The following is an 18,485-nucleotide window of genomic DNA, read 5'->3' as shown; positions in this document are numbered from 1 at the left end:
GATACGAAAGGTCAGCGCGGACAGTCTTACATCCCCGGGCGTCACATCTTCGCAAGGATGTCCACGGAGAAGATCAGCGTGGAGTCCTTCTTGATGGTGCTGCCCTGCGGGGGCTTGTCGCCGTACCCCAGCTCCGGCGGGATGACGATGAGGACGCGGCTGCCGACCTTCTTGCCGGTCAGACCCTGCGCCCAGCCCTTGACGACCTGCGCCAGCTGGAACGACGCCAGCTGCTTGCGCTTGTACGAGGAGTCGAACTCCTTGCCGTCCGCCCAGAGCACGCCCTCGTACTGGCAGAGGAGGCTGTCGGTCTCCTTCACCTCGTCGCCGTCGCCCTCGAGGATGTACGACGCGACGAGCTTCTTCGGCGCCTTCGTCTTCGGGACGTCGATGGAGGGGGCCTTGCCGTCGGTGTTCGTGCCGACCTTGGGCAGGTCCTTGTTGGACTGCGCCACCTCCTTGCCCTTCGCGGAGCTCGTGGCGGTGAAGGTGCCCACCAGGTCGACGACGAACACGAGCGTGTCCGAGCCCTTGATCCCGGCCTGCTTGTTGCCCTCCTCGCCATAGCCCATCTTCGGGGGGATGGCGAGCTCCACACGGCTGTCGAGCTTCTTGCCCACCAGGGCCTGGTCCCAGCCCGGGATGACCTGGCCGACACCGATCGGGAAGACGGTGGGGTTGCCCCGGTCGTACGAGTTGTCGAAGACCTTGGCCGTCGCCCAGATCTGGCCGAGGTAATTGGCCTGCAGATAGTCGCCCTTGACGACCTCCTTGCCCTTGCCCTCGATCAGGGTCTTGACCGCCAGGTCGGAGGACGGCTTGCCCGAGCCCTTAGCAACGGTCGGCTTCTGACCGAACTTCGTGCCCTTCGTGATCTCGGGCAGCGGCCCGTCCACGATCTTCGCCGTCGGCGGCGCCGACGAGGCATTGGTCGGGCTGTCACTGGGCTTGGCCTTGTCGGCCTTGTCGGCCTTGTCGTCGCCACAGCCTGCCAGCGTCAGCAGGCCGGCCGGGACGGCGAGAAGAAGTGAGCGTCGGCGCACGGTGGGGGCCTCGTATCGGTCGATCTTGTGGGTTGGCGTGCGCGCAACTCTACGGCGTGAGAAGGGCGCCGCACGAGGAACGTGCGGCGCCCGTGTTGCGTTCCCACAACGCCACTCGGGTCGTTGGGGCCACTTGGGTCACATACCGGCGATGAGCTTCTCCACCCGGTCGTCCACGGACCGGAAGGGGTCCTTGCACAACACCGTGCGCTGTGCCTGGTCGTTCAGCTTGAGGTGGACCCAGTCGACCGTGAAGTCACGGCGCTGCTCCTGGGCCCGCCGGATGAAGTCTCCGCGCAGACGCGCGCGGGTGGTCTGCGGCGGCACCGACTTGCCTTCGAAGATCTTCAAGTCGTTGCAGATCCGGGCGGCTTGCCCCTTCTTCTCCAGGAGGTAGTAGAGCCCCCGCCGACGGTGGATGTCGTGGTACGCGAGGTCTATCTGCGCGACCCGCGGGTGCGACATGGTCATGTTGTTCTTTGCGCGGTACCGCTCGATGAGCTTGTACTTCATGACCCAGTCGATCTCGGTGCCGATGCGGTCGAGGTCCTCGGACTCGATCGCGTCCAGCGTGCGGCCCCACAGCTCCAGGACCTGCTCGACCGTGCCGGTGCGGATGCCACGGCGGTCGACGAAGTCCACCGCCTTCTCGTAGTACTCGCGCTGCACTTCGAGAGCCGAGGCCTCGCGGCCGCTGGCCAGGCGCACCTTGCGGCGGCCCGTGATGTCGTGGGAGACCTCACGGATGGCCCTGATCGGGTTCTCCAGAGTGAGGTCACGCATGACGGTGCCCGCCTCGATCATGCGCAGCACCAGATCGGTGGCGCCGACCTTGAGGAGCATGGTCGTCTCGGACATGTTCGAGTCGCCGACGATGACGTGGAGCCTGCGGTACCGCTCGGCGTCCGCGTGCGGTTCGTCGCGGGTGTTGATGATCGGCCGGGAACGGGTGGTCGCGGAGGACACCCCTTCCCAGATGTGCTCGGCACGCTGACTGACGCAGTACACGGCGCCGCGCGGAGTCTGCAGCACCTTGCCCGCGCCACACAGCAGCTGCCGGGTGACGAGGAACGGGATGAGGATGTCCGCGAGCCGGGAGAACTCCCCGTGACGGGCCACCAGATAGTTCTCGTGGCACCCGTAGGAGTTTCCCGCCGAATCGGTGTTGTTCTTGAATAGATAGACGTCGCCCGCGATTCCCTCCTCGTGCAGGCGGCGTTCGGCGTCGACGAGCAGGCCTTCCAGAATGCGCTCGCCCGCTTTGTCGTGGGTGACCAGCTCGGTCACGTTGTCACATTCGGGTGTTGCGTATTCCGGATGTGATCCCACGTCAAGATAGAGGCGGGCGCCGTTCCGCAGAAAGACGTTGCTGCTGCGGCCCCATGAGACAACACGGCGGAAGAGGTAGCGCGCCACCTCGTCAGGTGACAGACGGCGCTGTCCCCTGAACGTGCATGTGACGCCGTACTCGTTCTCCAGCCCGAAAATGCGGCGGTCCATGACTGAACATTACGCCTGATGCGGGGCACTGAAACCGGGTTCGACGGCACCGTTTCGATCATTTTCCGATGAACCCGCAACGACCCCGGATTCTCCGACCGGTACCAGTACCCGCGTCGTGGCCAGCAGAACCATCAGCGCGGCCACCCCGGCCAGCCCAGGCACCGCGAAACCCCACCCGGTGCCGCCCCACTCCACGACCGGACCCGCGGCCGCCGTACCCAGCGAAGCCCCGACCGTGAACGTCGTCACGAGCCAGGAGAACGCCTCCGTCACCGTGCCCCGCGGAGCATGCCGGTCCACGATGATGAACGCACACGCGAGCGCCGGCGCGAGGAACACACCGGCGAGCGCCGCGAGCGCCGTCATGGCAACCGCCCCCGGGGTGAGCGTCAACGGCCAGTAGCAGACGGCCAGCAGCGCCACCAGGACACTCAGCCGCCGCTCCGGCGCGCCGCTCCACTGCCGCGCCCCGTACACGGACCCGCCGACCAGCGCACCGAGCCCCAGCGCCGCCATCATCCAGCCGTACACCGCGTCGCCGCCGTTCCCGTCCGCGTACGACACACCGGCGACGGTGATGGAGCCGAGCGCCATCCCGATGAAGAGGAACGCACCGAGGAGCGCGAGGAGCCCGCGCGAGCGCAGGGCCCCGAGCCAATGCGCCTCCCTGGGCGCCGAACGCCACGCGCGCGAAGGCTGGGACACCACTACGGAGAGGGCACCCAGCACACCGACCGCGTTGACGACGAGCAGCGCCGCCTGCTCCGACCAGAGAGCCACACATCCGGTCACCAGCAACGGGCCGACGGTGAACATCACTTCCTGGGCGATGGCGTCCATCGCGTACGCCGCGTGGACCTGCTCCTCCTTGCCGAGGACACTCGGCCACAGGGCCCGCAGACCGCCCTCCAGGGGCGGTGTGAACAGGCCCGCGACCGCGACCGCGGCATAGGCGAGAGCCAGCCGGTCGGGCCCCGTGAAGGCGAACAGCGCCATGCCGAGCGCGGAGAGCAGCGCGGCGGGCAACTGGACGCGCGGCTGCCCGTGGAGGTCGACGAGGCGCCCGAGCAGCGGCTGCCCGACCGCGTTGGCCACGCCGTACACCGCGGCCAGGGCACCGGCCAGGCTGTACGTGCCGCCCTCGGCCCTGATGAACAGCACGATCGCGATCGCCGCCGTCGCGTTGGGCAGCCGCCCCACCAGCGTCCCCGCGAGCAGCCGCGTCGCATAGCGCGTCCTGAGGATCTCCGCATATCCCGCAGCCATGCTCTCCCGCTCTCTCCCCGCGCCGCCGAGCCGGGGTTTTACGTATAACGTCCGGCGTCATACGTACCATGAGCCCAGTCCGCGGGTCCACCGCAATTCCGCAGTACGGTGCAGCTCCATCGCGCGGACACGAGCCGGGAGGTGTCAGTGGCCGGGCCACTACAGGAAGCCGGGGCCCCACGCCCCACGAGCCGCGACGTCGCACGCGCGGCCGGAGTCTCCCAGGCCACCGTCTCCCTCGTACTCGGCGACAAATGGCGCGGCCGCGTCGCCGCACCCACCGCCGACCGCGTCCGCTCGGCCGCCCGCGAACTCGGCTACCGGCCCAACCTCGCCGCCCGCAACCTGCGCCTGGGCAGAACCAGAACGGCGCTGCTCGTCGTCCCCGAACTCACCAACGAGTTCTTCGCGCACGTCTACACCGGAGTCGCCCGCATCGCCGCCCGCCATGGCTTCGGCGTCGTCCTCTACCCCTCCCCCGAAGGCATCGGCCCGGCCCGCGACCCCTTCGCCTCGGCACGCGCCTCCCTGGACGGCGTCCTGGCCTCCTCCATGGCCTCGGACGCCCTGGCCACCATCCGCGGCGACGACCTGCCCCTGGTGATGCTCGACAGCGACCCCGCGGGCAGCCTGGGCGCCGCCACCGTCAACCTCGACCTCGCCGACGGCATGCGCCGGGTGACAGAACACCTCCTGGCCCTCGGCCACCGCGACTTCCTGCACCTCGCCGCCGACGTCGACTCCTGGACCTTCGACGTCCGCGCCGAAGCCCTCGCCCGGACCCTGCGCGGCACGGACACCGCCGTACGCCGCGTCGCCGCCCCCCTCAACGTCGAAGGCGCCCGCATCGTCGCGGAAGCCGCCCTGTCCGCCCCGGGCCCCCGCCCCACCGCGGTCGTCTGCGACGACGACTTCCTCTCCGCCGGTGCCTGCAAAGCCGCACGACGACTCGGACTGCGCGTCCCCGAGGACGTCTCCGTCACCGGCTTCGACGACCTGACCCTGGCCACCGCCGTCGAACCCGAGCTGACCACGGTCCGGCTGCCCGCCGAACGCTTCGGGGAGCGCGGCATGGAATCCCTGGTCGCCGTCCTCGAAGGCCGCGCCCCGGACGCCACCCCGCTCCCCGTCGAGCTGATCGTCCGCGGCTCCACGGGCCCAGGCCCCGCCCACTGAGCCCGCGCACTCCCCCCGCACGCAAAAAACGCCCCGCGCCCCGGCCCTGAGGCCGGAACACGGGGCGCACGCGCGCGTGGACTACTCGACGTCGCCACCCGACTTCGGCGCGGAACCCGCGTCCGAGTCCGCATCCGTATCGGTCGGCGCGTCCGTCGCACCGCCCTCGTCGAGCAGCCGCGACAGCTGACGGCCCACGATCCGCTTGAACTTGCGCTGCTGAGGCCGCGTCCGGTCCAGGACCGCCACCTCCAGGCGCTCCGCGGGGATCTCCCGCTCACTGCCGTTGGTATCGCGGGACAGCGCCTGCACCGCGAGCTTGAGCGCCTCGGCCAGCGTCATCCCGTCCTGGTGACGCTGATCGAGATAGCTGCTGATCTGCTCGGCATTGCCACCGACCGCGACCGAACCGTGCTCGTCCACGATCGATCCGTCATGCGGCAGGCGATAGATCTGATCGCCGTCCGGCGTGGTGCCGACCTCGGCGACGACCAGCTCCACCTCGTACGGCTTCTCCGCGTTGCTGGAGAAGATCGTGCCGAGCGTCTGCGCATAAACGTTCGCGAGCCCACGAGCCGTCACGTCATCGCGGTCGTACGTGTATCCACGAAGGTCGGCGTACCTGACGCCGCCGATCCGCAGATTCTCGTACTCGTTGTACTTACCGGCGGCCGCGAAGCCGATCCGGTCGTAGATCTCGCTGAACTTGTGCAGCGCACGGGACGGGTTCTCGCCGACGAACACGATGCCGTCGGCATACTGCATCACGACAAGGCTGCGGCCGCGAGCGATGCCCTTCCGGGCGTATTCCGCCCGGTCGGCCATGGCCTGCTGGGGTGAGACATAGAACGGCGTCGACACCGGATCCGTCCCTTTCTGTCAAAAAACTTCAGTCAGTGGCGAATTCGGAGCGCTCAGAGCAACGCGGCCCGCGGGCCGTCCGGCTGCTCCAGACGCTTCTCCAGGATCGAACGCGCAATGGCGGACGACTCGTCGTCCGTCAGCCTGCGGAACCCCTCGTCGGAAATCACGGTGACGATGGGGTAGATCCGCCGGGCCACGTCCGGACCACCGGTCGCCGAGTCGTCGTCCGCGGCGTCGTACAGCGCCTGGACGACCAGCGTCGTCGCCTGCTCCTCGGTCAGACCGCCGTGGTAGAGCTTCTTCATCGCACCGCGTGCGAAGACCGAACCCGAACCGGTCGCCGCGAAACCGTGCTCCTCCGAACGCCCGCCCGTGACGTCGTACGAGAAGATGCGGCCCTTCTCGCGGTCCACGTCGTACCCCGCGAAGAGCGGCACCACGGCGAGACCCTGCATGGCCATGCCGAGGTTGCTGCGGATCATCGTGGAGAGCCGGTTCGCCTTGCCCTCCAGCGAGAGCGTGGCCCCCTCCACCTTCTCGAAGTGCTCCAGCTCCAACTGGAAGAGCTTGACCATCTCCACGGCCAGACCGGCCGTGCCCGCGATGCCCACCGCCGAATACTCGTCGGCCGGGAACACCTTCTCGATGTCGCGCTGCGCGATGACATTGCCCATCGTCGCCCGCCGGTCACCGGCGAGGACGACACCACCGGGGAACGTCACGGCCACGATGGTCGTGCCGTGCGGCGCCTCGATGACGCCCTGAGTGGGCGGCAGTTGACGGTTGCCGGGGAGAATCTCCGGCTGGTGCTCGGACAGGAAGTCCATGAAGGACGACGAACCAGGCGTCAGGAAGGCAGCCGGTAGACGCCCGGTGCTACGAGTGTTGGCTTCCACGCGTTTCCTTCCACGTATGCGGCCGCTCGCCTTATGGAGTCCGGCCGATCCTTGAATTGCCCCAGCGCCGCGTTGCAGCTGAAGCACAGTACGCCTCGGACCCTACCCGTGTCGTGGCAGTGATCCACATGTACTGCCGGGGCGGCCAAACAGATGCAGCAGACACCCGCTTGAGAGACGAGCAGTTCGTCCCGCTCTTCCATGGTGATGCCGTACTTGCGCTTGAAGTAGCTTCGCTGGTTCCGCTCGGCGCGGCAGACCTTGCAGTAGCTGGCATACCCGTCAGGGCCCGTCGGATTGCGCTCCCAATCAGCGTGAGCCTTGATCTGCTCACACTGAGGACAACGCTTGTGACCGGGCGGCACGGGCACCTTCTGCCGCACCGCACGGCCCTTCGCTTCCTGACGCTCCTTGTAGTACTCGGCAGCACATTCCCTGCAGTAGGCCTGGAGGCCATCACGCATGGACTTGTTGCCGGCGAACGCCGACCGGGCCATCGTCCGCTTGCAACGGGAGCATCTCTTCTCCTGCGGCAACTCGGACATTTACTGCCTACTCGCCACCCTTTTGGACAAATGACCTCACGAAATCCTCAGCGTTCTCTTCCAAGACGTCATCGATCTCGTCCAGGACGGAGTCGACGTCGTCGCTCAGCTTCTCCTGGCGTTCCTTGAGGTCCTCGGAGCCCTGCGCGTCCTGCGTCTGCTCCTCGGTCTCCTCGGTGGGACGCGTTGCCTTCTGCTGTCCGCCGCCGGTGTCCTTGGTCGCCATCTACCTCACCCCGCTCGCTCGGTTAGACGTTCTTGATCAGACCCTACAAGCGCGGTCTGACATCGGCCCCTTACTTCCGCAACGTGGGGGGACCACTTCGATGATTCCCCCGCGCCGGGCCTTTCAGCCCCCGGAGAGCACCCGCACCAGGTCTTCCGCGGTGCGGCAGCGGTCCAGGAGTTCCTTGACGTGGTTCCTCGTGCCGCGCAGGGGCTCCAGCGTGGGTACCCGTTGCAGAGAGTCACGGCCCGGGAGGTCGAAGATGACCGAGTCCCAGGACGCCGCGGCCACGTCGTCCGCGTACTGCTCGAGGCAGCGGCCGCGGAAGTACGCGCGCGTGTCCTCGGGCGGCTTGGTGGTGGCGCGCTCGACGTCCGCCTCGTCGAGGAGCCGCTTCATCTTGCCCCGGGCCACCAGGCGGTTGTACAGGCCCTTCTCGGCCCGTACGTCCGCGTACTGGAGGTCGACCAGGTGGAGCCGTGCGGCGTCCCAGTCGAGGCTGTCGCGTCGGCGGTAGCCCTCCATGAGTTCGCGCTTGGCCACCCAGTCGAGCTCTCCGGAGAGACTCATCGGATCGCTCTCCAGGCGGCCGAGGACGTCCTCCCAGCGGGCCAGCACGTCCTTGGTCTGGTCGTCGGCGTCGGAGCCGTACCGCTCCTCCACGTACTTGCGGGCCAGCTCGTAGTACTCCATCTGGAGCTGGACAGCGGTGAGTGAGCGGCCGCTGCGGAGCGTGACGAGGTGCTTGAGGGACGGGTCGTGCGAGACCTGGTGCAGCGTGCGCACCGGCTGGTCGACCGCGAGGTCCACCGCGATGAAGCCGTCCTCGATCATCGCGAGGACCAGGGAGGTGGTGCCGAGCTTGAGGTATGTCGAGATCTCGGAGAGGTTGGCGTCTCCGATGATGACGTGCAGCCTGCGGTACTTCTCGGCGTCGGAGTGCGGTTCGTCGCGGGTGTTGATGATGGGCCGCTTGAGGGTGGTCTCCAGGCCGACCTCGACCTCGAAGTAGTCGGCGCGCTGGCTGAGCTGGAAGCCGTGCTCGTGGCCGTCCTGTCCGATGCCGACGCGTCCCGCGCCGGTGACGACCTGGCGGGAGACGAAGAACGGTGTCAGGTGCCGCACGATGTCGGAGAAGGGGGTTTCCCGCTTCATCAGGTAGTTCTCGTGCGTGCCGTACGAGGCGCCCTTGTTGTCGGTGTTGTTTTTGTAGAGGTGGATCGGCTGGGCACCGGGGAGCTGTGCCGCGCGCTCGGCGGCCTCGGCCATGATGCGTTCGCCGGCCTTGTCCCACAGGACGGCGTCCCAGGGGTTGGTGATCTCCGGCGAGCTGTATTCGGGGTGTGCGTGGTCGACGTACAGGCGTGCGCCATTGGTGAGGATGACGTTGGCGAGGCCGATGTCCTCGTCCGTCAGCTGGCTGGCGTCGGCGGCCTCGCGGGCGAGGTCGAAACCCCGCGCGTCCCGCAGCGGGTTCTCCTCCTCGAAGTCCCAGCGGGCGCGTCGCGCCCGGTGCATCGCCGCGGCATAGGCGTTGACGATCTGGGATGAGGTGAGCATGGCATTGGCGTTGGGGTGGCCCGGGACCGAGATGCCGTACTCCGTCTCGATGCCCATTACTCGCCGTACGGTCATGCGGCCCTCCTTGCCCGGCGGCGCTCCCGTTCGGGAACGGCGCTCAAGTACCGCTGGTGCTCCGGTGCGTGTGCGGTGCCCGTCCCCGCACTGCGCGACTCGGCGGTACCGAAGAGCCTAGAACGCCTTTGCGCTGGTGGGGAGATCATTGCCTTCATTGAAAAACAGACGGCTGCGGGTACCCGTGAAGGACACCCGCAGCCGCCCTGCGTTCTACAGGTACTGACCGGTGTTGGCCACCGTGTCGATGGAGCGTCCGGTGTCCGCGCCCTGCTTTCCGGTGACGAGCGTACGGATGTACACGATCCGTTCGCCCTTCTTTCCGGAGATCCTGGCCCAGTCGTCGGGGTTGGTCGTGTTGGGCAGGTCCTCGTTCTCCTTGAACTCGTCGATGCAAGCCTGGAGGAGGTGAGCGACCCGGAGGCCCTTCTGGTTCGCTTCGAGGAAGGCCTTGATGGCCATCTTCTTGGCGCGGCCCACGATGTTCTCGATCATGGCGCCGGAATTGAAGTCCTTGAAGTACAGGACTTCCTTGTCGCCGTTTGCGTACGTCACCTCGAGGAAGCGGTTCTCCTCGGACTCCGCGTACATCTGCTCGACGACGGACTGGATCATGCCGTGCACGGTGGCGCGCCGGTCGGCGCTGTGCTCGGCGAGATCGTCGGCGTGCAGGGGGAGCCGTTCGGTGAGGTACTTGGCGAAGATGTCCTTTGCCGCTTCGGCGTCCGGGCGCTCGATCTTGATCTTGACGTCGAGTCGTCCGGGCCGCAGGATCGCGGGGTCGATCATGTCCTCGCGGTTGGAGGCGCCGATGACGATGACGTTCTCCAGGCCTTCCACGCCGTCGATCTCGGCGAGCAGCTGGGGGACGATGGTGTTCTCCACGTCCGAGCTGACGCCTGATCCACGGGTGCGGAAGAGGGATTCCATCTCGTCGAAGAAGACGATGACGGGGGTACCCTCGCTCGCCTTCTCGCGGGCACGCTGGAAGACCAGGCGGATGTGGCGCTCGGTCTCGCCGACGTACTTGTTGAGGAGCTCGGGGCCCTTGATGTTGAGGAAGTAGCTCTTCCCCGCGGGCTGCCCGGTGACTTCGGCGACCTTCTTGGCAAGAGAGTTGGCGACGGCCTTGGCGATGAGTGTCTTGCCGCAGCCGGGGGGCCCGTACAGCAGCACACCCTTGGGGGGCCGCAGTTCGTGCTCTTTAAAGAGGTCCGGATAGAGGTACGGAAGCTCGACGGCGTCCCGGATCATTTCGATCTGGCCGCCGAGGCCGCCGATCTTTTCATAGCTGATGTCGGGGACTTCTTCGAGGACGAGCTCTTCGACCTCGCTCTTGGGCACGACCTCGTAGACGTATCCGGAGCGGGGTTCCAGCAGAAGGGCGTCGCCCGGGCGGATGGTGACGTCGAGGAGGGGTTCGGCGAGCCGGACCACTCGTTCTTCGTCGGTGTGTCCCACCACCAGGGCTCGGTCGCCGTCCTCGAGGATTTCCTTGAGGGTGACGATGTCGCCGACGCTCTCGTACTCCATGGCCTCGACCACGTTGAGCGCTTCGTTGAGCATCACTTCCTGGCCGCGCCTGAGCTCTTCGAGCTCCACGCTCGGGCTGACGTTCACCCGGAGCTTGCGGCCCCCGGTGAAGATGTCCGCCGTGCCGTCCTCGTTCGCCACGAGGAAGACTCCGAAGCCGGCCGGTGGCTGTGCGAGCCGGTCGACTTCCTCCTTGAGGGCCACGATCTGGTCGCGGGCCTCACGGAGCGTGTTGGCGAGCCGCTCGTTCTGTGCGGACACGCCGGCCAGGTTGGTCTGCAGCTCGACGATCCGCTCTTCGAGAATCCTCGTATGACGCGGAGAGTCGGCGAGCTTGCGTCGCAGGACGGCGATTTCCTGCTCGAGATAGGCAACCTGACCGGCGGGGTCTTCAGACCCTCGCCCCGGCCGGATGCCGCGGTTGATGTCGTCGTCGTGGGCTGCCACGGTCCTCACCTCCTCCAAGGGGAGCTGGACGCTTCCAGACCCTACCTGGGTGGGTGTCGATTGAAACCCCTAGATCACAAAGACAGTGGGGGTGTGTCCGATCTTCACCCTTGCGCTCTCCCTCACACCAGGTGAATACCCACCCAACAACATCGGAAAGCGGGCGGTTGTATCGTCGAAGTGTTCAACACCCGTCAGGGCTGGCCCGACTTGCTGCATTGTCGGGCCGCTCGGCGCAGCCACAGGCAGGAGAGATGACCGTGCGGCACGAGGCCGAGACCGGCAGTGAGGGCCACGATCTGGAGGTCTGGATCGACCAGGACCTCTGTACCGGGGACGGCATCTGTGCGCAGTACGCGCCCGAGGTCTTCGAGCTGGACATCGATGGTCTGGCGTATGTGAAGAGCGGCGAGGACGAGCTGCTGCAGGCCCCGGGTGCCACAACGCCCGTGCCGTTGCCGCTCCTCAGGGATGTCGTGGACTCGGCCAAGGAATGCCCCGGGGACTGCATTCATGTGCGCCGCGTTCAGGACAGGGTCGAGGTCTACGGCCCCGACGCGGCCTGATTCCGCCCCTGCGGGGGCGTCACACGCTGCGCGCCTCGGCGGGCGCGGCCCGCTCGAACGTCCCGTCCTTCCACTGCCACTTGGCCTTGTCCTCCTGGTCGGGGCAGCAGCGGGGCACGTCGGGTGAGGAGTAGCCGAGCAGGGTCGCGCTGATGGCGCCGTCGCGCAGGGCGAAGTCGCGCACGGTCTGTCGGTCCTTGGGGTCGACGAGGGTGGCGACCACGCGCGGCTTGCCCGTCTTGGGCCTGGTGATGACGTAGATCCCGTCGGGCGGGGTGCCCGAGCCTGCCTCGCAGTGCACGACGGCGACGGTTTCGGGCCTGCCGTCGCCGTCGAGGTCGCCGGAGGCCTTCTTCTTGACCACGGCCTTCACGGGGCCGCAGGCGATCGGGAAGTCGACGGAGGCGGGGTCGGGCGCGGGGGCCGGTGCGGGTGCGCCCGCGGCGGCTCTGGAGTGCGCCTTGGGGCCGGTCTGGGCTGCGGTGGCGGCGTCGGGCTGCAGGACTGCGGAGCCCGCGACGACGGCGGCCAGTGCGGCCGCTATGGCCAGCCAGTGGATGGGGCGGGTGGTGGTGTGCGCCAGTTCCGGGACGGCGGGGTGCTGCACGAGGAAGTGTCTCCTGTGAGGGCTGTGCCGGTGGGGAGGTGGCCAGCATCGTGCCATACGTCACAGTGAGGTGGAACACCGGGGTCCGGTGGTTCTCGCGGTTCTTCCGGTACGGGGCTGGTGTCCTGCCAACGAAACGGCGCCGCCGCCGAGTTCCCTGGTCGGTCAGGGAACTCGGCGGCGGCGCCGTTTCGTTGGGTGGGGCCTGCCGCGCGGGTCAGCGCGGGGAGCCGCCGTCGGCGTTGGGGCCGGAGTAGTCGTCGCCGTAGGCGCCCTTGGCGGGGCGGCGGCGGCGCATGGGCGGCTCCACGCCGTCCGCGAGGCGGCGGGCGGTGAGGAGGAAGCCGGTGTGCCCGATCATGCGGTGGTCGGGGCGGACGGCGAGGCCCTCGATGTGCCAGTTGCGGATCATCGACTCCCAGGCGGTCGGCTCGTTGAAGCCGCCGATCTCGCGGATGGACTCGACGGTCCTGGCGAGCTGGGTGGTGGTCGCGACGTAGCAGCAGAGGATGCCGCCGGGGACGAGTGCCTTGGAGACGGCCTCGAGGCACTCCCAGGGGGCGAGCATGTCCAGGATGACCCGGTCGACCTCGGTGTCGCTGAGGTTGTCCTGGAGGTCGCCGACGGTGAGCTGCCAGGCGGGGTGCGGGGCGCCGAAGTAGCGCTCCACGTTCTGCTGGGCGATCTCGGCGAAGTCCTCGCGGCGCTCGTAGGAGTGCAGCATGCCCTGGTCGCCGATGGCGCGGAGCAGGAAGCTGCTGAGCGAGCCGGAGCCCACGCCCGCCTCGACGACGCGTGCGCCGGGGAAGATGTCGGCGAAGGCCAGGATCTGCCCCGCGTCCTTGGGGTAGACCACGGCGGCACCGCGGGGCATGGACAGGACGTAGTCGGGGAGCAGGGGTCGCAGCGCCAGGTAGGCGACGTTTCCCGTGGTTCGGACAACACTGCCCTCGGGAGCGCCGATCAGCTCGTCGTGGGGGAAGGAACCCTTGTGGGTGTGGAAGTTCTTCCCGGCCTCGAGCGTGAACGTGTAGTGGCGTCCCTTGGGGTCGGTGAGCTGGACCTGGTCCCCGACCTTGAAGGGCCCGCGACGGCGGGCGGCACCGGTCGGTTCGGACATGTGACCAGCCTACCGGCCCCCGCGCGGGCCGCCGACCACTAGGTCGGGCGGGCCATCGCCTTGACGAAGGCGCGCTCGACGTCGGCGGCGGACAGGACTCCGTAGATCTCGCCGGACTCCTCGACGACGAGGTACTCGGTGGCGGGGGTGGCGCGGAGCGTGTCGAGCAGCTCCTCCCCGGCGAGCTCGGCGGAGATGCGCATGCCTTCGGTGATGTCCTGGGCGAGGCCTCCGACGCCGACCCAGGGGCGGCGGTGCTGGGGCACGGAGACAATGGCCGCCTCGCGGACGAGGGCCATGGGGTCGCCGTCGGGGTCGACGACCACGAGGGCGCGGGCTCCTGCGTCGTTGGCCCTGCGCAGCGCCTCGGAGAGGGGGGTGTCGGTCTCGACGGGGACGGCGCGGCGGGTCAGGGTGCGGGCGCGGAGCTCGGGCAGGTGCTCGCGGAGGCGGGCCATGCGGAGGCTGTTTCCGGCGCCGGTCCAGATGATCGCGGCGAGGATCGCGGCGAGCAGGGCGTCGGTGACGGTGTCCATGCCGCCGATTTCCTGGGTGTCGCCGCCGAGGGCGCCGGACTGGTTGAGGAGGGGCAGGCCGATGAGGACGGAGATGGCGAGGGCGCGTCCGACCCAGGCGGCGGCGACGGTGCCGCTCATGGGCTTGCCGGTGATTTTCCAGACGACGGCGCGCAGCATGCGGCCGCCGTCCAGGGGCAGGCCGGGCAGGAGGTTGAAGGCGGCGACGATGAGGTTGGAGATCATCAGTCCGGCGAGCAGGACGCCGGGGACGGTGCCGGGTTCTACGGTGCGCATTCCGGCGTAGAAGACACCGGCGAGCACGAGGGAGAGGAGCGGGCCGACGAAGGCGAGGACGAACTCGCGGCCGGGGGTCTCGGACTCCTTCTCGATTTCGGAGACGCCGCCGAAGAACTGCAGCTGGATGCGGCGCACGGGCAGCTTGAAGCGGAGGGCCGCGACGGTGTGGGCGAGCTCGTGGACGAGCACCGAGGCGTAGAAGGCCACCGCGAAGAAGAGTGAGACGAGGTAGCGGGCGCCGCCGAGTTCGGGCAGGACGCGGTCGAGCTGGTTGCCGAAGACCCAGGTGATGAGGGCGGCGACGAGGAACCAGCTGGGGGCCACGTAGACGGGCACGCCGAAGGGCTTGCCCATGAGCAGGCCGCCGCCGGGGCCCTTCTGTGCCTTGGGCGGCACGGGGGCTCCCTTGCCGGGGCCGCCGGGCCCGCCGGTGCGTCCGGAGTGTGCGGCGCGGGGGCGCTGGGGCTCGGTGGGGCGTTCTTGCCCGGGGGCCTTGGTGAGGGTGATGCGGCTGTCGCTGCTCGACGGCTCGGCGGGGCGCGTGCCGGCGCCGTCCCGTCCCGGCTGCGCCGGTCCGTCGGACGCGTCGGCCGGGCCCACCGGGTCGTCCGCACCGGCCGTGTCGGCCGGTGCGGCCGGGCGCTTCGGCTCTTCGGCCGGGCGCCGGGGCTCGTCCGCCGGGCGCTCCGGTTCCTGGGCTGTGTCGACCGGGCGCGTCGGCTCCTGGGAGCCGGGCGCTTGGTGCGGGCCCTGTGGCTCCGTCGGCCGCAGGCCCTCCGCGCCGTCGGACTGCGGCTTGCCGCTCCCGCCGCTTTCGTCCACGATGTCCCCTCGTTCGAAGCGTCCCTCGCCCCGGTATGGCGTGGTTACCCGCACGATCATGCAGGGCGAGAGGGTCTGTCGTCGATGGTATGCGGCTGTTGTCAGTGTCGGGTCGTAGGGTCTGTTGTCATGGAAACCAGCTCCGACGGTGCCGTGGCGGCCGTGCGCCCGGCGTCTCTGTCGCCCTCGCGCGCGGGCGATTTCATGCAGTGTCCGCTGCTGTACCGGTTCCGGGTGATCGACAAGCTGCCGGAGAAGCCGAGTGAGGCGGCGACGCGGGGCACTTTGGTGCATGCGGTTCTGGAGCGGCTCTTCGACGCCCCGGCGGGCGAGCGGACGGCGCCGCGGGCCAAGTCGCTCATTCCTGGGCAGTGGGACCGGCTGCGGGAGTCGAAGCCGGAGCTGACGGAGCTGTTCGCGGACGATCCGGAGGGCGAGCGCATGGCGCGCTGGCTGTCCGACGCGGAGAAGCTGGTGGAGCGCTGGTTCACGCTGGAGGATCCGACTCGTCTGGAGCCCGCCGAGCGGGAGCTGTTCGTGCAGGCCGAGCTGGCGTCGGGGCTGAAGCTGCGCGGCATCATCGACCGCGTGGACGTGGCTCCCTCGGGCGAGGTCCGCATCGTCGACTACAAGACGGGCAAGGCCCCGCGTCCCGAGTACGCGGAGGGCGCGCTGTTCCAGATGAAGTTCTACGCCTTGGTGGTGTGGCGTCTGAAGGGTGTGGTGCCGCGCCGTCTGCAGCTGGTCTATCTGGGCAGCGGTGATGTGATCACGTACGACCCGGTGGTGGCGGACCTGGAGCGGGTGGAGCGCAAGCTGCTCGCGCTGTGGGAGGCGATCGAGCTGGCGACGGAGACCGGGAACTGGCGGCCGCGGCCCACCAAATTGTGCGGCTGGTGCGATCATCAGGCGGTATGCCCGGAATTCGGTGGGACTCCCCCGCCGTATCCGCTTCCTGTGAGGGTGCCCGAGTCGACGGAGGCCGAGCAGGGCAGAATGGGCGCGGGCTAGCTGAAGGAGAGACACGTGGCGATCCGCGTCCTACTGGTCGATGACCAGCCGCTGTTGCGCACCGGGTTCCGGATGATTCTGGAGGCCGAGCAGGACATCGCGGTCGTCGGCGAGGCCGGAGACGGCCTGCAGGCTCAGGACCAGGTGCGGGCGCTGCAGCCCGATGTGGTCCTGATGGACATCCGCATGCCGCGGATGGACGGCGTCGAGGCGACCCGCCAGATCACCGGTCCTGGCCGGGACGGTCCGGCGAAGGTGCTGGTGCTGACCACCTTCGACCTCGATGAGTACGTGGTGGAGGCGCTGCGGGCGGGCGCCAGCGGCTTCCTCCTCAAGGACGCCCCGGCGAACGAGCTGGTGCAGGCGATCCGGGTGGTCGCGGCGGGCGAGGCGATGCTCGCGCCGAGCATCACGCGCCGACTCCTCGACAAGTACTCGGCGCACCTGCCGTCCGGCGACGAGCCGGTGCCGGACACGTTGCACACGCTGACCGAGCGCGAGGTCGAGGTCCTGAAGCTGGTCGCCCGCGGCCTGTCGAACGCCGAGATCGCGGCGGACCTCTTCGTGAGCGAGACGACCGTGAAGACGCACGTGGGGCATGTGCTGACGAAGCTGGGGCTGCGTGACCGGGTGCAGGCCGCGGTGTACGCGTACGAGAGCGGCTTGGTGCGTCCTGGCGCACAGTGACCGGGAAACCGCGTGAGCAGTGACGCGGCAGCCGTGTGAACGACGAAGGTGGCCGTCCCCGAGGGGGCGGCCACCTTCGTCATGCGGCACGGTCGGCGTGGGGCACGGTCAGCCCTTGCTGATCTCCCAGAAGCGGAAGACCGTCGACGCGTCGAGGCAGGACTCCAGGCCGTAGACGCTGTCGCGGACGACCGCGTACTGCTTGGCCTGCCACACCGGCAGGACGGGCAGCTGCTCGGCCACGATGTCCTGCAGCTCGTCGTACTGCTTGTCGGTCTTGGTGCGGTCGCTCTCCGTGGCGGTGCCCGGGATGATCTTCGAGGTGATGGTGCTGTTCGCGAAGTGGTTGCCGAGGACGTTGCCCTTGCCGAAGAACGGCTGCGTGAAGTTGTCGGCGTCCGGATAGTCGGGCACCCAGCCCTTGACGTAGACGCCGTACTTGCCCGCCTCGATGTCCCTCTCGTACTGGTCGAAGGCGACGGACTTCACGTCGGCGTCGAAGAGGCCGGACGCGTTGAGCTGCTTGGCTATGGCCTTCAGCTCGTGGTCGGTGGCCGGGCCGTAGCGGGTGGGCGTCGACCAGAGGGTGAGCTTGGCCTTGCCCTCGACGCCGTCGGCGCGCAGCGCGGCGGCGGCCTTGGCGCGCTGCGGACGGGCGCCGTAGGTGTCGAAGAAGGCGGTGTTGTGGCCGCCGATGCCCGCGGGGACGATCGAGTACAGCGGCGTGGCCGTGTCCTGGTAGACCTCCTTGACCAGGGCGTCCCGGTCCAGGAGGTACGCCATGGCCTTGCGGACGCCGAGCTTGCCCGCCACCGGGTCCTTCATGTTGAAGACCAGGTGCTGCACCTCGGCGCTGGTGCCCTCGACGATGTCGACGTCCTGGCCGTCCTTGGAGGTGTCCTGCTCGATGTCGGCGATGTCCGCGGCGGCGAGGCCTCGGTAGGCCACGTCGATCCTGCCCTCCAGGAGCGCCTTCTTGAGGCCCTTCTGGTCGCCGCGGAAGAACTTGATGGCGACGCCCTCGTTCTTCACCTTCGCGGTGCCCTGGTAGTCGGAGTTGACGGAGAAGACCGCCTGCTCCTTGCTGAACGAGTCCAGCTTGTACGGTCCTGAGCCGACGGCCTTGCCGTCGCCGCGCAGCCCGTTCATGTCGTACTCGGTGTGGTCCACGATCGAACCGGCACCCGAGGCGATCTTGCTGGGGAAGGTCGCGTCGGAGTACTTCAGTTTGAAGACCACGGTCTTGGCGTCCGGCGTCTGCACCTGGTCGAGCATCGGGAACATCAGCGCCGGACCGTCGTCGTCGTTGATCTTCCGCATGCGGTCGAAGGAGAACTTGACGTCCTTCGAGGTGAGCGCGTTGCCGTTGCTGAACTTCAGCCCGTCACGCAGCTCGCACTTGAAGACCTTCGCCTCCGTGTCGGTGAATCCGCACTCCTCGGCGGCCTCCGGCTCGGGCTCGGTGGCGCCCTTGGGGAAGCTCAGGAGCGACTGGAAGACGTTGTTGAACAGGAGCCAGGAACCGGGGTCGTAGCCGGATGCCGGGTCGGTGGCGAGGACGTCGTCGGACATCCCCATCACTACCGCGTCGCCCGTGTCCCCCGCACCGCCCGTTTCCGTACCGCAGCCGGTCAGCAGAGCGGCGGCGAGCCCTCCCGAGAGGGGAAGGGCCAGCCACTGGTTACGACATTTCACTTACGTGCCTTAGGTGTTGTGGTCGTTC

General features: G+C 68.4%; 17 protein-coding genes. 4 read left to right on the top strand and 13 right to left on the bottom strand.

Annotated features, from left to right (window positions below; all coding sequences use genetic code 11):
• Positions 1 to 41: 41 nt before the first annotated feature.
• The 3 genes from ABZV77_RS19995 to ABZV77_RS19985 all read right to left on the bottom strand — a co-directional run bounded on the left by ABZV77_RS19995 (position 42) and on the right by ABZV77_RS19985 (position 3,812).
• The gene (locus tag ABZV77_RS19995; RefSeq protein WP_356258324.1) at positions 42 to 1,043 is read right to left on the bottom strand and encodes an FKBP-type peptidyl-prolyl cis-trans isomerase; all 1,002 of its coding nucleotides are present in this window, start codon (positions 1,041 to 1,043) and stop codon (positions 42 to 44) included.
• Positions 1,044 to 1,181: 138 nt separating this feature from the next.
• Positions 1,182 to 2,543 carry a Pup--protein ligase gene (gene pafA / locus ABZV77_RS19990; protein ID WP_055567245.1) on the bottom strand — a complete coding sequence of 454 codons (1,362 nt, stop codon included), beginning with the start codon at positions 2,541 to 2,543 and terminating at the stop codon, positions 1,182 to 1,184.
• A gap of 9 nt (positions 2,544 to 2,552) precedes the next feature.
• Positions 2,553 to 3,812: an MFS transporter gene (locus ABZV77_RS19985; RefSeq protein WP_356258320.1), complete on the bottom strand. Its 1,260-nt coding sequence runs from the start codon at positions 3,810 to 3,812 to the stop codon at positions 2,553 to 2,555.
• Positions 3,813 to 3,959: 147 nt separating this feature from the next.
• Between ABZV77_RS19985 and ABZV77_RS19980 the strand changes: the two genes are divergently transcribed.
• Positions 3,960 to 4,988 (top strand): LacI family DNA-binding transcriptional regulator, encoded by a 1,029-nt coding sequence (locus ABZV77_RS19980; RefSeq protein ID WP_356258317.1) that lies wholly within the window; start codon positions 3,960 to 3,962, stop codon positions 4,986 to 4,988.
• A gap of 81 nt (positions 4,989 to 5,069) precedes the next feature.
• On the opposite strand, the gene prcA is transcribed toward ABZV77_RS19980, so the two are convergent.
• From prcA to arc, 6 genes are all read right to left on the bottom strand, one after another.
• Positions 5,070 to 5,849 carry a proteasome subunit alpha gene (gene prcA / locus ABZV77_RS19975; protein ID WP_356258315.1) on the bottom strand — a complete coding sequence of 260 codons (780 nt, stop codon included), beginning with the start codon at positions 5,847 to 5,849 and terminating at the stop codon, positions 5,070 to 5,072.
• Between the two features lie 53 nt (positions 5,850 to 5,902).
• Entirely contained in the window at positions 5,903 to 6,748 is an 846-nt protein-coding gene (prcB, locus tag ABZV77_RS19970; protein WP_356258312.1) for a proteasome subunit beta, read from the bottom strand.
• Positions 6,700 to 7,293: an endonuclease VII domain-containing protein gene (locus ABZV77_RS19965; protein ID WP_356258309.1), complete on the bottom strand. Its 594-nt coding sequence runs from the start codon at positions 7,291 to 7,293 to the stop codon at positions 6,700 to 6,702. Before ABZV77_RS19965 ends, prcB begins: the two co-directional genes overlap by 49 nt.
• Before the next feature lie 7 nt (positions 7,294 to 7,300).
• Complete coding sequence (locus ABZV77_RS19960) at positions 7,301 to 7,519, bottom strand: ubiquitin-like protein Pup (protein ID WP_055567240.1); 219 nt, start codon at positions 7,517 to 7,519, stop codon at positions 7,301 to 7,303.
• A gap of 123 nt (positions 7,520 to 7,642) precedes the next feature.
• Complete coding sequence (gene dop, locus ABZV77_RS19955) at positions 7,643 to 9,154, bottom strand: depupylase/deamidase Dop (RefSeq protein ID WP_356258305.1); 1,512 nt, start codon at positions 9,152 to 9,154, stop codon at positions 7,643 to 7,645.
• A 213-nt stretch (positions 9,155 to 9,367) separates the two neighbouring features.
• On the bottom strand, positions 9,368 to 11,134 hold the full coding sequence (arc, locus tag ABZV77_RS19950) for a proteasome ATPase (RefSeq protein WP_055555579.1): 1,767 nt from the start codon (positions 11,132 to 11,134) through the stop codon (positions 9,368 to 9,370).
• Positions 11,135 to 11,388: 254 nt separating this feature from the next.
• Here arc and ABZV77_RS19945 point away from each other — a divergent pair, with 254 nt between their 5' ends.
• Positions 11,389 to 11,700, top strand: coding sequence for a ferredoxin (locus tag ABZV77_RS19945; RefSeq protein WP_356258301.1), 312 nt, complete (start codon positions 11,389 to 11,391; stop codon positions 11,698 to 11,700).
• 19 nt (positions 11,701 to 11,719) lie between these two features.
• On the opposite strand, the gene ABZV77_RS19940 is transcribed toward ABZV77_RS19945, so the two are convergent.
• The 3 genes from ABZV77_RS19940 to ABZV77_RS19930 all read right to left on the bottom strand — a co-directional run bounded on the left by ABZV77_RS19940 (position 11,720) and on the right by ABZV77_RS19930 (position 15,064).
• A complete protein-coding gene (locus ABZV77_RS19940) occupies positions 11,720 to 12,307 on the bottom strand; it encodes a hypothetical protein (RefSeq protein WP_356258298.1) in 588 nt (195 codons plus the stop codon).
• Between the two features lie 217 nt (positions 12,308 to 12,524).
• Positions 12,525 to 13,427: a tRNA (adenine-N1)-methyltransferase gene (locus tag ABZV77_RS19935; RefSeq protein ID WP_356258295.1), complete on the bottom strand. Its 903-nt coding sequence runs from the start codon at positions 13,425 to 13,427 to the stop codon at positions 12,525 to 12,527.
• Between the two features lie 38 nt (positions 13,428 to 13,465).
• Positions 13,466 to 15,064 (bottom strand): site-2 protease family protein, encoded by a 1,599-nt coding sequence (locus ABZV77_RS19930; protein ID WP_356258293.1) that lies wholly within the window; start codon positions 15,062 to 15,064, stop codon positions 13,466 to 13,468.
• A 129-nt stretch (positions 15,065 to 15,193) separates the two neighbouring features.
• Between ABZV77_RS19930 and ABZV77_RS19925 the strand changes: the two genes are divergently transcribed.
• Together ABZV77_RS19925 and ABZV77_RS19920 are read left to right on the top strand one after the other, a co-directional pair.
• On the top strand, positions 15,194 to 16,075 hold the full coding sequence (locus ABZV77_RS19925; protein WP_356258290.1) for a RecB family exonuclease: 882 nt from the start codon (positions 15,194 to 15,196) through the stop codon (positions 16,073 to 16,075).
• 15 nt (positions 16,076 to 16,090) lie between these two features.
• Positions 16,091 to 16,762, top strand: a complete 672-nt coding sequence (locus tag ABZV77_RS19920; RefSeq protein WP_055568772.1) for a response regulator transcription factor — start codon at positions 16,091 to 16,093, stop codon at positions 16,760 to 16,762.
• A 108-nt stretch (positions 16,763 to 16,870) separates the two neighbouring features.
• Here the strand turns inward: ABZV77_RS19920 and ABZV77_RS19915 are convergent, their stop codons facing one another.
• Entirely contained in the window at positions 16,871 to 18,457 is a 1,587-nt protein-coding gene (locus ABZV77_RS19915) for an ABC transporter substrate-binding protein (protein WP_356258288.1), read from the bottom strand.
• Positions 18,458 to 18,485 lie beyond the last annotated feature (28 nt).

It is taken from the genome of Streptomyces sp. NPDC004732 (genome assembly GCF_040609235.1).
Taxonomy (GTDB): domain Bacteria; phylum Actinomycetota; class Actinomycetes; order Streptomycetales; family Streptomycetaceae; genus Streptomyces.
This window is presented reverse-complemented; position numbering and strand designations above follow the sequence as displayed.